General features: G+C 73.1%; 11 protein-coding genes. 6 read left to right on the forward strand and 5 right to left on the reverse strand.

The genetic code is table 11. The annotated features are described in order from the left end of the window. The first annotated feature begins 59 nt into the window (after nt 1-59). Both OG799_RS01650 and OG799_RS01655 read left to right on the forward strand, forming a co-directional pair. A complete protein-coding gene (locus tag OG799_RS01650; protein WP_406042353.1) occupies nt 60-257 on the forward strand; it encodes a helix-turn-helix domain-containing protein in 198 nt (65 codons plus the stop codon). Nucleotides 258-260: 3 nt separating this feature from the next. Beyond that, nucleotides 261-1466 (forward strand): tyrosine-type recombinase/integrase, encoded by a 1206-nt coding sequence (locus tag OG799_RS01655; protein ID WP_406042355.1) that lies wholly within the window; start codon nt 261-263, stop codon nt 1464-1466. An 81-nt stretch (nt 1467-1547) separates the two neighbouring features. Here the strand turns inward: OG799_RS01655 and glnA are convergent, their stop codons facing one another. Beyond that, nucleotides 1548-2972 (reverse strand): type I glutamate--ammonia ligase, encoded by a 1425-nt coding sequence (gene glnA, locus OG799_RS01660; RefSeq protein ID WP_406042357.1) that lies wholly within the window; start codon nt 2970-2972, stop codon nt 1548-1550. 254 nt (nt 2973-3226) lie between these two features. Between glnA and OG799_RS01665 the strand changes: the two genes are divergently transcribed. After that, a complete protein-coding gene (locus OG799_RS01665) occupies nt 3227-3634 on the forward strand; it encodes an RDD family protein (protein WP_406042359.1) in 408 nt (135 codons plus the stop codon). A gap of 60 nt (nt 3635-3694) precedes the next feature. On the opposite strand, the gene OG799_RS01670 is transcribed toward OG799_RS01665, so the two are convergent. Continuing rightward, nucleotides 3695-4384, reverse strand: coding sequence for a DUF4191 domain-containing protein (locus OG799_RS01670; RefSeq protein WP_406042361.1), 690 nt, complete (start codon nt 4382-4384; stop codon nt 3695-3697). A 212-nt stretch (nt 4385-4596) separates the two neighbouring features. Between OG799_RS01670 and OG799_RS01675 the strand changes: the two genes are divergently transcribed. Beyond that, a complete protein-coding gene (locus tag OG799_RS01675) occupies nt 4597-4767 on the forward strand; it encodes a hypothetical protein (RefSeq protein WP_406042363.1) in 171 nt (56 codons plus the stop codon). A gap of 242 nt (nt 4768-5009) precedes the next feature. Beyond that, a complete protein-coding gene (locus OG799_RS01680) occupies nt 5010-7919 on the forward strand; it encodes an AAA family ATPase (protein ID WP_406042365.1) in 2910 nt (969 codons plus the stop codon). Here OG799_RS01680 and OG799_RS01685 read toward each other — a convergent pair. Beyond that, nucleotides 7901-9487, reverse strand: a complete 1587-nt coding sequence (locus OG799_RS01685) for a DUF423 domain-containing protein (RefSeq protein WP_406042367.1) — start codon at nt 9485-9487, stop codon at nt 7901-7903. The two genes, OG799_RS01680 and OG799_RS01685, sit on opposite strands and share 19 nt — an antisense overlap. Before the next feature lie 60 nt (nt 9488-9547). After that, nucleotides 9548-10594, reverse strand: coding sequence for a lipoyl synthase (lipA, locus tag OG799_RS01690; RefSeq protein ID WP_406042369.1), 1047 nt, complete (start codon nt 10592-10594; stop codon nt 9548-9550). Between the two features lie 356 nt (nt 10595-10950). Between lipA and aspS the strand changes: the two genes are divergently transcribed. Then, nucleotides 10951-12237 carry an aspartate--tRNA(Asn) ligase gene (aspS, locus tag OG799_RS01695; RefSeq protein WP_406042371.1) on the forward strand — a complete coding sequence of 429 codons (1287 nt, stop codon included), beginning with the start codon at nt 10951-10953 and terminating at the stop codon, nt 12235-12237. A gap of 50 nt (nt 12238-12287) precedes the next feature. Here aspS and nadE read toward each other — a convergent pair whose 3' ends face one another. Continuing rightward, nucleotides 12288-13112 carry an ammonia-dependent NAD(+) synthetase gene (nadE, locus tag OG799_RS01700; RefSeq protein WP_406042373.1) on the reverse strand — a complete coding sequence of 275 codons (825 nt, stop codon included), beginning with the start codon at nt 13110-13112 and terminating at the stop codon, nt 12288-12290. Nucleotides 13113-13191: the final 79 nt, after the last annotated feature.

A 13191-nucleotide genomic window follows, 5' to 3' on the forward strand; every position in this document is an offset into this window, starting at 1 on the left:
CTTGACACCGAACCGGCCGAACCTCGGCCGCCCGCACTCGTGACTGGAGTACTGGACTGATGAGCACACCGAGGCAGACAACCGCTGCCGACCGGCTGTGGACGGTGGAGGATGTCTCCGCCTTCCTCGGCGTTCCGGTTGGCACCCTGTACCAGTGGCGGCACCGCCGTTTCGGGCCTCCTGCGGCCAAAGTTGGACGGCACCTGAGATACGACCCGCAGGACGTGCGGTCGTGGTTTGCCGAGCAGGCGGCGTAGGCCATGCCCGTCGATGACCTGTGGTACCTGAACTCGCGGGGGCCTGACGGGGCACGGCTGCCGTCAAAGCGGCACGGGCGGGGCAAGCGGTGGCGGGTCCGCTGGACGGACAACCTCGGCGAGACGCGTACGCAGTTGTTCGAACGGAAGGTGGATGCCGACCGCTACGACGCCAACGTTCGCGCCGACCTGAGCCGGGGCCAGTACATCGATGAGCGGGCGGGCCGCATTACTGTTGCGGCCCTTGCTGGGCTGTGGCGAAACGCCCAGCTCCATACCGACAGCACGACCATCCGGGTGGAGCAGGCCGTCCGGCTCCACGTGCTGCCAGGGCTGGGCCAGCAGCAAATCAAGGATGTCCGCCCGAGTCACATTCAAGGGTGGGTACGGGACCGGTCGGCGGTGCTTGCTCCGACCACGCTGCGGGTGGTCTACACCTACCTGAGCTCGATGTTTGCCATGGCCGTGCGGGACCGACTGATTCCGGCCAGCCCGTGCGACAAGGGCATCCGGCTTCCATCGGTCAGCCGGGGAACCAGGATCCTCCCAACGGCGGACCAAGTTCACAACTTGGCGCGTCTGCTACCGCCTCGGCTGGCCGCGACGGTCTATCTCGCGGCCGGTTGTGGTCTGCGCATGGGCGAGATCCTCGGCCTAGAGGTGGACGACGTCGACTTCGAGACGCGAGAGGTTCATGTATGCCGCCAGCTCAAGGTAATCAATGGTCGTCAGCCGTTCCTCGGCCCGGTCAAGACCACCACTAGCGCTCGCACCGTCGAGCTACCTGAGGTCGTAGCGGCGGCGCTGCGTCAGCACCTGGCCGACGACTGCGGTGCGGTTGAAGTCGATGATGATACGGACCGTCGCCGACCGGTACGCCGGGCCGCACGCCTGCTGTTCAGGGGCGTCGCGGGCGAGCCGGTCAACGCAGCGACCTTCTCCCGGACATGGGCGACCGCTCGGGAAGCGGTCGGCCTTCCGGCTCGGTGGGGGATACACGGGCTGCGGCACTACTACGCGACGGTGCTGATTCACGCGGGCGCATCGGTCAAGACGGTCCAGCTCTCGCTTGGGCACAGCACCCCTACCGTCACGCTCAACACGTACGTCCACGAGTGGCCGGACGCGGTCGACCGGACCCGGCTGCTTATTGACAGCGCGCTAGGTCAACACGAAACGGCGGCCACGCCGGCTGGGAGCCGAGCATGACCGCCGTCCCTCAGGTTGTACCCAACCTGTACCCAAGATCGGTAGCGATCCTGTTCGTGCTGGTCAGCGCCTTGATCGACCTCAGCAGTCGAAGTACATGGCGAACTCGTGCGGCGTCGGGCGCAGGCGCACCGGGTCGACCTCGTTGGCCCGCTTCCAACCCACCCAGGTGGAGATCAGGTCCGGCGTGAACACGCCGCCGTCGAGCAGGTAGTCGTGGTCGGCCTCGAGGGCGTCGAGCACCTCGGGCAGCGAGCCCGGCACCTGCTTGACGTCGCCCCACTCCTCCGGCGGCAGGTCGTACAGGTCCTTGTCGATCGGCGCCGGCGGCTCGATCTTGTTCTTGATGCCGTCCAGGCCGGCCATCATCATCGCCGAGAAGGCGAGGTACGGGTTGCTGGACGGGTCCGGCACCCGGAACTCGACCCGCTTGGCCTTCGGGTTGCTGCCGGTCACCGGGATGCGGGTGCAGGCGGACCGGTTGCGCTGCGAGTAGACCAGGTTGACCGGCGCCTCGAAGCCCGGCACCAGGCGGCGGTACGAGTTGACCGTCGGGTTGGTGAAGGCCAGCAGCGACGGCGCGTGGTGCAGCAGACCGCCGATGTACCAGCGGGCGGTGTCGGACAGGCCGGCGTAGCCGGTCTCGTCGTAGAACAGCGGCTCGCCGTTCAGCCAGAGGCTCTGGTGGGTGTGCATGCCGGAGCCGTTGTCGCCGAAGAGCGGCTTCGGCATGAAGGTGGCGGTCTTGCCGTTCGCCCAGGCCTCGTTCTTCACGATGTACTTGAAGAGCTGGAGCTGGTCACCGGCGTGCAGCAGGGTGGAGAACTTGTAGTTGATCTCCGACTGGCCGGCGGTGCCGACCTCGTGGTGCGAACGCTCGACGGTGAAGCCGCCGTCGACCAGGCGCCGCACGATGGAGTCGCGCAGGTCGGCGTAGTGGTCCACCGGCGGCACCGGGAAGTAGCCGCCCTTGTACGCGGTCTTGTAGCCGCGGTTGCCGCCCGCCTCCTCGCGGCCGGAGTTCCAGGCGCCCTCGATCGAGTCGATGTAGTAGAACGACTGGTGCGCGGAGGTCTCGTGGCGGATCGAGTCGAAGATGTAGAACTCCGCCTCGGCGCCGAAGTACGCGGTGTCGGCGATGCCGCTCGCGGCGAGGTAGGCCTCGGCCTTCTTGGCCACGTTCCGCGGGTCACGCGAGTAGGCCTCGCGGGTGAACGGGTCGTGGATGAAGAAGTTCAGCGCGAGGGTCTTCTGCGCGCGGAACGGGTCGATGAAGGCGGTCGCGACGTCCGGGAGCAGGAGCATGTCCGACTCGTGGATGGCCTGGAAGCCGCGGATCGACGAACCGTCGAACGCGAGGCCGTCGGTGAAGACGCTGTCGTCGAAGGACTCGACCGGCAGGTTGAAGTGCTGCATCACGCCGGGCAGGTCACAGAAACGTACGTCGACGAACTTCACGTCCTCGTTCTTGAGGTATCGCAGCAGTTCCTCGGGATTGGCGAACACACGTCCTCCTGGCACGTCCACGGGGTGGCTGGGCTCCTGGCGACGCTATGACCGTGCGGTTGCCCGGCGGTGTCTCCTCTGTTTCCGCCGTGTTACGTCCCTCGCGGAGCGTCATCCCGGCCGCTCAGCCACCTCTGGTTCTCCGTTCGGACCATACCTGCTGTAGCGGTGTAGTGCTAATTGACCAGCTTGGTCCGATTTGACGGGGAGAGCGCATCCGGACCGGCCGCGCCGGCTGACTACCCTTGACCGCTGTGACCAACCCGCAGCACCCCGCGCCGCCCGCCACGGACCCCGCCTTCACCCCGCCGACCCTCGGTCGCCGCTTCGGCGCGCTGGTCGTCGACTGGGTGCTCTGCCTGCTGGTGTCCAACTTCTTCGCCAACCCGGTCCGCGACGGCTGGGCCCCGGTCCTGGTGCTCGTCCTGGAGTACGGCTTCTTCCTCGGCCTCTTCGCCCAGACCCCCGGCATGTACATCACCCGGATCCGCTGCGTCGCCTGGTCCGACGGCGGCCGGCTCGGCGTGGCCCGCGCCCTGCTCCGCGGCGTGCTGCTCGCCCTGGTCGTGCCCGCCCTGATCATGGACGAACACCGTCGCGGCCTGCACGACCGCCTCGCCGGCTCGGTCGTCACCGACGCCCCTCGCCGCGCCCGCCCCTGATCCGGGACGACGAAGAGCCGGGCCCGAAGGGGCCCGGCTCTCCTGCGCGTACGACGGGGGTCAGCGGCCCCGGGTCTGGCGGAACGCGCCGCGCGGCGGCCGCATGTTCTTCGGGATCGCGCCCTTGGGCATCTGCGGGCGGGCGGTGAGCGCCTTCAGCCGCTTGTCGAGGGCGTTGACATCCTTGGGGGCCAGCGTGCGGGGCAGCCGCATCAGGGTCATCCGCAGCTTGCGGATCGGCAGCTCGCCCTCGTCCTGGCCGATCACGTAGTCGTGCAGCGGGGCGGAGCCGATCACCTTGGCCAGCCGCCGCTTCTCCTGCCCGAGCAGGCCGCGGACCCGCTGCGGGTTCCCCTCCGCCAGCAGGATCACGCCGGGCCGGCCGACGACCAGGTGCACCATGTCCATCTGGGTGGTGGAGCTGACCGCCGGGGTCACCCGCCAGTCGCCGCGCATGCTCTCCATGATCTGCGCCGCCGCGCCCGGCTGGCCCTCGGCGGCGTTCATCATCGCCTTGTTGGACCGCAGGTTCAGCACGATCAGCACGGCGAGCAGGGCGAACAGGATGCCGATCGGCAGCCAGATCCAACTCCAGAGAATGACCGCGACCACGGTGAGCGCGAGCGGGATCAGCACCGCCGCGGCGGTCAGCGGCGCGAACCACCGGTCCTGCTTCGCGGTGAACTGGAACACCATCCCGATCTGCTTCAGCCGCTGGCCGAACGAGACCTTCTCCTGGGGCTTTGCCATGTCGCAGAGTCTAGTGGTCGCCGTCCGCCCCGTTTGATCCGCGGCCGGCCCTCCACGCGGCTGAGTACCTTACGTCGCCGCCGGGCGCCTGAGGCGCCCGGGTAAGGAGGCTGTCGGAGCGAAGATCAGGCGGCGCACCCATGCCCCGGGGCCACCTTCGGGCGGAAAGTCAATCTCGACAACGAACGACACCGCACGACAGGGGAACCGAGATGTTCGGCAACGACGCAGACTTCCTGCTCACCATCCACCGTACGCACGCCTCCGAGCTCCAGGCCGACGCGGCCGCGGACCGGCTCGCCCGGGCGCTGCCCCGCCGCCACTCGCGCAGCTGGCTGAGTCGGCGGCAGCACGCCGGTCGCGTCACCGACGCCCGCCGGTGACCGCCCCCGCGCTGCCGGCGGCTCCCGCCACCGGCACCGCCGCTCCGGCCGCCGCGGGAACTGACCGGGCGGCCGGCACCGGAGTCACCGGTCCGGCCGCCACCGGAACCGCCGGTACCGGAACCGCCGGGCCGGCCGCCACGGGGGCGGCCGGCCCGAGCCGGGTTGAGGCTGGCGGCCCGCCGGGAGACCGGCCGGTCGGCCGGGTCGGGGTCGGTGCCCGTCATGGCATGCTCGATGGCGTGACCGTACGCGCCGCCAGCACCGTCCTCGTCGGCCGCCACCAGGAGGTGGCGGCGCTGCGCGACGCGCTCGTCCGGGCCCGGGCCGGGGAGCCCACCACCGTCCTGGTCGGCGGCGAGGCCGGCGTCGGCAAGACCCGGCTGCTGGAGGAGTTCGGCGGCCTGGCCACCGCCGCCGGGGCGCGCGTCCTGGTCGGCCAGTGCCTGGAGCTGGGTGAGGCGGGCCTGCCCTTCGCGCCGTTCGCCGCGGCCCTGCGGGAGGTGTTGCGCCGCGACGGCCCGGGCGTCTTCTCCGGCTACGAGCTGGAGTTCGCCCGGCTGCTGCCGGAGCTGGCCCGGGTGCCGGCCGGGGTCGCCGCGCCGAGCGGCCTGCCCGTCTCGGACACCCCGCGCGGTTACCTCTTCGACCTGGTGGGGGACCTCTTCAAGCGGCTCGCCGCCGGGCAGCCCCTGGTCCTGGTGATCGAGGACCTGCACTGGGCCGACCGGTCCACCCGGGACCTGATCGGCTTCCTGGTCCGGGCGGCTCGGACCGCGCGGCTGCTGCTGGTCTGCACCTACCGCACCGACGAGCTGCACCGCGGCCACCCGCTGCGGCCCTTCCTCGCCGAGCTGGACCGGGCCCGGGGCGTCGACCGCGTCGAGCTGGGCCGGCTCGACCGGGACGGCACCGGCGCCATCCTGGCCGACCTGCTCGGTGTCGAGCCCGCCCCGCGGGCGGTCGACGACGTGCACGACCGCACCCAGGGCAACCCCTTCTTCATCGAGGAACTGGCCGCCGCGGGCGACCCGGTGGGCTGCGCCGCGCTGCCGGAGACCCTGCGCGACCTGCTGCTCGCCCGGGTGGACCGGCTGCCCGAGCCGGCCCAGCGGGTGCTGCGGATCGCCGCGGCCGGCGGCACCCGCTTCGCCCACCAGCTCCTCGCCGAGGTCGCCGGCCTGCCCGAGTCCGAGCTGGAGGACGCCCTGCGCGCCGCGGTGGCCGCCCAGCTCGTGGTGGCCGACCCCGACGGCGACTACGAGTTCCGGCACGCGCTGGTCCGCGAGGCCGTCCACGACGAGTTGCTCCCCGGCGAGCACGCCCGGCTGCACGCCCGCTACGCCGCGGCGATCGAGGCACAGCCGCACCTGGTGGCCGCCGGTCGTGCCCCGGCCGAGATCGCCCACCACTGGTACGCCGCGCACGACCACCCCCGCGCCCTGGTCGCCGCCCGCGCCGCGGCCTGCGCCGCCGCCGACCGCTACGCGTACGCCGAACAGAGTCGGCTGTTGGAGCGGGTGCTGGAGCTGTGGGAACTGGTGCCCGACGCCGCCGACCGGCTCGGCATGGACCACCTGCGCCTGCTGGAGGACACCGTGGCCGCCGCCAGCACCGCCGGCGACTACAACCGGGCGGCCACCCTCACCCGGGCCGCGCTGGCCGAGGTGGACACCGCCGCCGAGCCGCTGCGCGCCGCCTGCCTGCTCGACCAGCGGGGGCGACTGCTGGCGCTGCTCGGCAAGAGCGACGGCGCCGCCGAGCTGCGCGAGGCGTACCGGCTGGCGGCCGGGGTGCCGGACGGCCGGGAACGGCTCCGGGTGCTCGCCGACATCGCCGCCCACCTGGCGAAGATCGACCCGGTGCAGGCCGCCTCGGTGGCTGCCGAAGCGATGGCCGCGGCCGAGCGGATCGGCGCGGACGTCGCGCTGCTGCCCACCCGGATCGCCCTGCTCTGCCGCACCGACAAGGCCCCCGACCTGGGCTTGGCCGAGCTGCGCCGGGCCGAGGCCCTGGCCCGCGCCACCGGCAACACGCCCGCCCTGGTCAGCGCCCTGGTCCACCTCTCCGACGTGCTCTTCGAGCTGGGCTGCTACGCCGAGTCGGAGCAGGCGGCCGCCGCCGGGGTGAGCGAGGCGCGCCGGGTCGGGATCAGCCGCTCCACCGGGGCGTACCTGCTGTCGAACCGGGCCGAGGCGTTGATCGCCCTGGGCCGCTGGGACGAGGCCGACGCGGCCTGCGCCGAGGCGGCCCGGATCGACCCGGCCGGCGTCTCCGGCCTGCACTGGCTCCAGCTACGGGCCGGGCTGCGGCTGGCCCGGGCGCATCCGGCCGCCGACGAGCTGGTCGGTCGCGCGCTGTCCTTCCTCGCCCGGCCGTACCTCTGGCCCAACCACCGGCTGCCGCTGCTCGAGCTGCGCGTCGAGGCCGCGCTCGCCGCGGACGACAAGGTGGAGGCGGTCCGGGCGGCGCGCACCGCGCTGGCCGACGAGCGCCTGCCCGACCTGCCCCGGGAGGGCTGGCCGGTGCTCAGCGCCGTGGCCCGCGCCGCCGCGCTGGCCGGGGACACCGGCCTGGCCGCCGACGTGTCCGCGGTGGCCGCCGCCCTGCCCGCCCGCTATCCGGCGGAGCGGGCACACGCCGCCCAGGTGAACGCGATCCTGGCAGCCGGCGGCGCGGCGCTGCCGGCCTGGCGGGCGGCGGTCGAGGCGTGGCGTGCGAACGGGCAACCGTACCCGCTGGGTCGGGCGCTGCTCGGGCTGGCGGAGGCGGCTGCCGCGGCCGGGGAACGGGACGCGGTGGCCGCCGCGGTCCGGGAGACGGCCGACCTCGCCGCCGGGCTCGGCGCGACGCCGCTCGCCGAGCAGGCGACCGTCCTGGCCCGTCGGGTCGGGCTGCGCGGTGGTGGCCGCCCCGGCCCTGACCTGCTGACCAGCCGCGAGCAGGAGGTGCTGCGGCTGGTGGCCGAGGGGCACAGCAACAGCCGGATCGCCGAGCGGCTCTTCATCTCGCCGAAGACGGCCAGCGTGCACGTCTCCCGGATCATCGCCAAGCTGGACGTCACCAACCGGGTCGAGGCCGCCGCGCTGGCGCACCGCCTCGGCCTGCTGGACGACGCCACCACGACCGTGCCTCAGCCGCGGGGGAGGTAGATCCGCCAGCCCTCGACGGTGACCACGTCCAGCTCGCCCGGGTCGGGGCCCAGCCGCCGGTCGAGCCGGGCGGCCGGCGGCGAGCCGACCGGCGCGACCCAGCCCGCGCCGGGGTCGGCGTCCACCGCCCGCCGGTATGCGGGGTAGCGGTCGAGGCCCGGGCGCAGGTCGTCGTCGACCACCGCGCAGACCACGTCCTCCCCGCTGGCGAAGGTGAGCCGGTTGCACGTCCGGTAGCCGCCGCGGACGTGCCGTACCCCCAGCTCGTCGAGGGTGTCAACCAGCGCGCGGTACCGGTCGGCCTCGGCGTGGGTGGCCGGCACGGTGCGCCCGGCGGCGGCGGTGGCGACGCCGGCCGTGCCGAGCATGGCGGCCAGCACGGCGACGGCGGCGACCCGGGCGGGGCCCCGGCCGCCCCGGGTCGCCGCCCGGAGCGGCCAGAGCAGGGCCGGGGTGGCGACCGCCAGGCACGACAGGTAGCGGGCGCTCTCCACCGGCGTCCGCCCGGCGGCGCTGCTCAGTACGTACGCCCCGAGCACCCCGACCGCCCCCACCAGCAGCGCCAGCCGCACCGCCGCGGCCGGGACCGACCCGGGGGTGGGGGTCGGGATGCGGAGGGCGCGCCCGGCGGAGAGCGCGGCGAGCAGCAGCAGGACCGGGAACGCGAGGGCCCACCAGAGTTGCCAGGTGGCGCAGTGGCCCGGCGAACAGAAGCCCATGCCGAGCGGGGGGCCCAGCACGAGCCCGCCGTGCAGCCGCTCGCCCCAGCCGGCCGCCGCGTCTCCGCCGCTGGCGGCGAGGACGGCCGTCAAGGGGTCGCGCCCGTGCCGGAGGCTGTCGACCAGCATCGGCGCCGCGCCGAGCAGGGTCGCCCCCACGGTCACGATGCCGGCCCGGCCGGCCAGCTCCCGCCGCCGCCACGCCACCAGCACCGCTCCCGTCCCGGCGATGTACGGCAGCAGCAGCGGGTCGACCCAGAGCATCAGCCCGGAGATCAGCCCCCACGCGGCCCAGCGGGGCAGCCGCGCGCCCGGCCGGCCGGCGCAGAGGTCCAGGGTGAGCAGGGCCAGCCCGACGCCGGCCGGGTTCAGCTCCGGGTAGCCGCCGCCGGCGATCAACTGGTTCTTGACGATCCGGTCGGAGCCGAGCGCGAGGAAGCCGACGACCAGCAGGGCGAACCAGCGGTCCGCGCCGAGTCGCCGGGTCAGCCGCCAGACCAGGAGGAGGAAGAGCGCGTAGAGCGCGAGGGTGGGCAGCCGCAGCGCGAGCACCGACGGCCCGGTCAGCGCGAGCAGCGGTGCGGCCAGGTACGCCTCCAGCGTGCCCATGTACGCCTGGCCGTAGAACCAGACCGGAAACTCGTGGCCGCGGGCGATGTGCAGGGCGGCCAGGCCCATGGTCGCCTCATCGCTGTTGGTCGGCGGCGCGTCGGCCAGCAGCAGGACCAGCCGGTAGCCGACCCCGGCGCGGACCATGAGCAGGGTGAGCAGCACCGGCAGCCGGTGACGCCGGGGCGCGCGTGGGCGCGCTGCCTCGTGCGACTCCTGGCGTACCGCGGCGGCGGACACGCCCGTGATCGTGGCATCGGGGCCCGGGCGAATGGGCGGTAATGCCCGGATTTGCCCGGCTCAGCTGGCGGCGGTGACCCCTTCGCGAGCCTCGAGGGCCTGCTTGTAGAGCCGACCGGCCCGGTACGACGAGCGGACCAGCGGACCGCTCATCACGCCGGCGAAGCCGATCTCCTCGGCCTCCGCGCGGAGCTCGACGAACTCCTCCGGCTTGACCCACCGGGTCACCGGGTGGTGCCGGGGGGAGGGGCGCAGGTACTGGGTGATGGTGATCAGCTCGCAGCCGGCGGAGTGCAGGTCGCGCAGCGCCTGGGAGACCTCTTCCCGCTCCTCGCCCATGCCCAGGATCAGGTTGCTCTTGGTGACCAGGCCGTCGGCGCGGGCCTGCCGGATCACGTCGAGGGAGCGCTCGTAGCGGAAGGCCGGGCGGATCCGCTTGAAGATCCGCGGCACGGTCTCGACGTTGTGCGCGAGCACCTCCGGACGCGAGCCGAAGACCTCGGCGAGCTGCTCGGGGACCGCGTTGAAGTCGGGGATCAGCAGCTCCACGCCGCAGCCGGACTGCAGGGCGTGGATCTGCCGGACCGTCTCGGCGTACAGCCAGGCGCCGCCGTCGGGCAGGTCGTCGCGGGCGACGCCGGTGATGGTGGCGTAGCGCAGCCCCATCGCGGCGACCGACTCGGCGACCCGGCGGGGCTCGTCGGCGTCGAACTCGGCGGGCTTGCCGGTGTCGATCTGGCAGAAGTCGCAGCGCCGGGTGCACTGGTCGCCACCGATGAGGAAGGTGGCCTCCCGGTCCTCCCAGCATTCGTAGATGTTGGGACAGCCGGCCTCCTGGCAGACGGTGTGCAGCCCCTCGCGCGAGACCAGCCCGCGCAGCTGGGTGTACTCCGGCCCCATCTTGGCCTTGACCTTGATCCACGGCGGCTTGCGCTCGATCGGCGTCTCGGCGTTGCGCGCCTCGATCCGCAGCATGCGCCGCCCCTCGGGGGCGACCGTCGCGGTGCGCGTGGCCTGCTCAGTCGTCGGCGCGGAGTGCTCGATCGTCACGAAACCGAGCCTACGCCGGACGGCGGCCGTCGATGAACGTCGGGCGACCGGCGTCACGCCGCAGATGTTGTGACACCGGACACCGAGGGCCGAAAAATCAGCGTCACACATACGGCCGATCGGATGCTACGGTCTCCGGCAACAGCGACGACGGAGCCGAGTAGCGCACCGGTCCCGCCAGTCCAGAGAGCCGCCGATTGCTGCGAGGCGGTCTGGTCCCGGCGTGCGAAGACCCTCCCGAGCTGCGGGAAGAACGGCGTCCGCGCCCAGTAGAGCCCGCCGGCTGGCCCACGTCACGGGCGACGAAGGAGGCTCCCGCTCCGGCGGGGGCGAAGGTGTGGTGGCACCGCGAGGTTCCCGCTCGCCCACACCTCCCGGGGATCGCGTTGCGATTGATCGAGGAGGTAACCGCCGTGCAACGCATCCTTTCCACCCAGCTCCGTGCCCATGTCGGCGAGACCGTGCGGGTCGCCGGCTGGGTGCACCGCCGCCGGCTGCTCAAGTCGGTGGCCTTCCTGATCGTCCGGGACGCCGCCGGCCTGGCCCAGGTGGTGGTCACCGACCCGGCCGCCCGCGCCGCGCTGGAGCAGCTCACCGAGGAGACGGTCGTCGAGGTCACCGCCACGGTGGTCGCGAACGACACCGCGCCCGCCGGGGTCGAGCTGACCGACCCGGCGGTACGACCGCTCGGCCCGCCCGCCGTGCCGCCGCCGTTCGACCTGTACCGGCCCACGCTGACCGCCACCCTGCCCACCCAGCTCGACAACGCCCCGACCGCGCTGCGCCACCCGTCGAGGTCGGCGGCGCTGCGGATCTCGGCGGCGAGTGTGGCCGGCTTCCGGGCCGCGCTGGACGCCCGCGACTTCGTCGAGATCCACACCCCGAAGGTGGTCGGCTCGTCCACCGAGAGTGGGGCGAACGTGTTCGCGCTGGACTGGTTCGGCCGGCCCGCGTACCTGGCCCAGTCGCCGCAGTTCTACAAGCAGCTCATGGTCGGCGTGTTCGAGCGGGTCTACGAGGTCGGACCGGTGTTCCGGGCCGAGCCGCACGACACCGTCCGGCACCTGGCGCAGTACACCTCGCTCGACGTCGAGCTGGGCTTCGTCGCCGACCACCGGGACGTGATGGTCGTCCTGCGGGACACCCTGGCCGGGATGCTCGGCGCGGTGACGGACCGGGCCGGCGCCGCGCTGGCCACGCTCGGGCTCGAGGCGCCGGAGGTGCCGGCCGAGATCCCGGCGGTGCACTTCACCGAGGCGTTGAAGATCGCTGGGGCGCCGGCCGACGAGCCGGACCTCGCCCCGGCGCACGAGCGGGCGCTGGGGGAGTGGGCCATGGCCGAGCACGGTTCGGACTTCCTCTTCGTCACCGGGTACCCGATGGCGAAGCGCCCCTTCTACACCCACCCCGACCCGGCGCGGCCCGCCTACTCCAACGGGTTCGACCTGCTCTTCCGCGGGTTGGAACTGGTCACCGGGGGCCAGCGGCTGCACCGGTACGACGACTACCTGGCCGCCCTGGCCGCACGTGGCGAGCCGGTCGAGCCGTACGTCGGCTACGTGGACGCGTTCCGGCACGGGATGCCGCCGCACGGCGGCTTCGCCATCGGCCTGGAACGCTTCGTCGCCCGCCTCACCGGCGCGGCCAACGTCCGCGAGGTGACCGCCTTCCCGCGCGACCTGCACCGGCTCACCCCGTAGCGGTACGCGTCGGCCCGGCGCCGGCCGGGCCGACGCGGCCTGCCGGTCTGCTACGGCGTGACCGGCAGGCGGCGCTTGTGGTCGGTCGCCCGGTAGCGGGCCACCAGCGCCCGCTCGACCTTGGCCGGCACCGGCCGGCCCTCCAGGTAGTCGTCGATGTGCTCGTACGCCAGGCCGAGCGCGTCCTCGTCGAGCTTGCCCGGGTCGAGGCTCTCCAGGTCCGCGGTGGGCGCCTTGCCGACCAGTTCGGCGGGGGCGCCGAGCGCCGCGGCGATCGCGCGCACCCGCCGCTTGGTCAGCCCGGTCAGCGGTACGACGTCGGCGGCCCCGTCGCCGTGCTTGGTGAAGAAGCCGGTGACCGCCTCGGCCGCGTGGTCGGTGCCGACCACCAGCCCGTCCATCGCCCCGGCCACCGCGTACTGGGCGATCATGCGCTGGCGGGCCTTGATGTTGCCGTGCACGAAGTCCTGCTGGGCGGCGTCCCGGAAGGTCAGCCCGCCCGCCACCAGCGCGTCCAGCGCGGCATCGCTGGCCGGCTTGACGTCGACCGTCAGCACCCGGTCGGCCCGGATGAACTCCAGTGCGGCCTGGGCGTGGTGCTCGTCGGCCTGCACCCCGTACGGCAGCCGCATCGCGACGAAGATCGCCGGATGGCCGGCGTCGCGGGCCCGTTCGACCGCGAGCTGGCAGAGCCGACCGGTGGTGGTGGAGTCCACCCCGCCGCTGATGCCGAGGACCAGCGCCGTCAGCCCCGTGTCGACCAGGCGGTCGGCGAGGAAGACGATGCGACGTTCGATCTCCCCTGCGGCGTCGAAGGTCGTCGCCACCTGGAGTTCGTCGGCGATCTGCTGCTGCATCGACAGCACGTCGGTCATCGGGGGGTCCTTCCGTCGGCGCCTCGTCTCGACAGCAGCCAACCTTCCTGGGGACGGGCGGTCAATCTGGTTGAGACCG

It is taken from the genome of Micromonospora sp. NBC_00898 (assembly GCF_045207895.1).
In the GTDB taxonomy this organism is placed as follows: Bacteria; Actinomycetota; Actinomycetes; order Mycobacteriales; family Micromonosporaceae; genus Micromonospora.

What these genes read in the sequence shown, in the direction of transcription:
- OG799_RS01650 (WP_406042353.1), top strand. Translation starts at nt 60, where the DNA reads ATGAGCACACCGAGGCAGACAACCGCTGCCGACCGGCTGTGGACGGTG.
- OG799_RS01655 (WP_406042355.1), top strand. Translation starts at nt 261, where the DNA reads ATGCCCGTCGATGACCTGTGGTACCTGAACTCGCGGGGGCCTGACGGG.
- OG799_RS01670 (WP_406042361.1), bottom strand. Translation starts at nt 4,384, where the DNA reads ATGGCAAAGCCCCAGGAGAAGGTCTCGTTCGGCCAGCGGCTGAAGCAG.
- OG799_RS01675 (WP_406042363.1), top strand. Translation starts at nt 4,597, where the DNA reads ATGTTCGGCAACGACGCAGACTTCCTGCTCACCATCCACCGTACGCAC.
- nadE (WP_406042373.1), bottom strand. Translation starts at nt 13,112, where the DNA reads ATGACCGACGTGCTGTCGATGCAGCAGCAGATCGCCGACGAACTCCAG.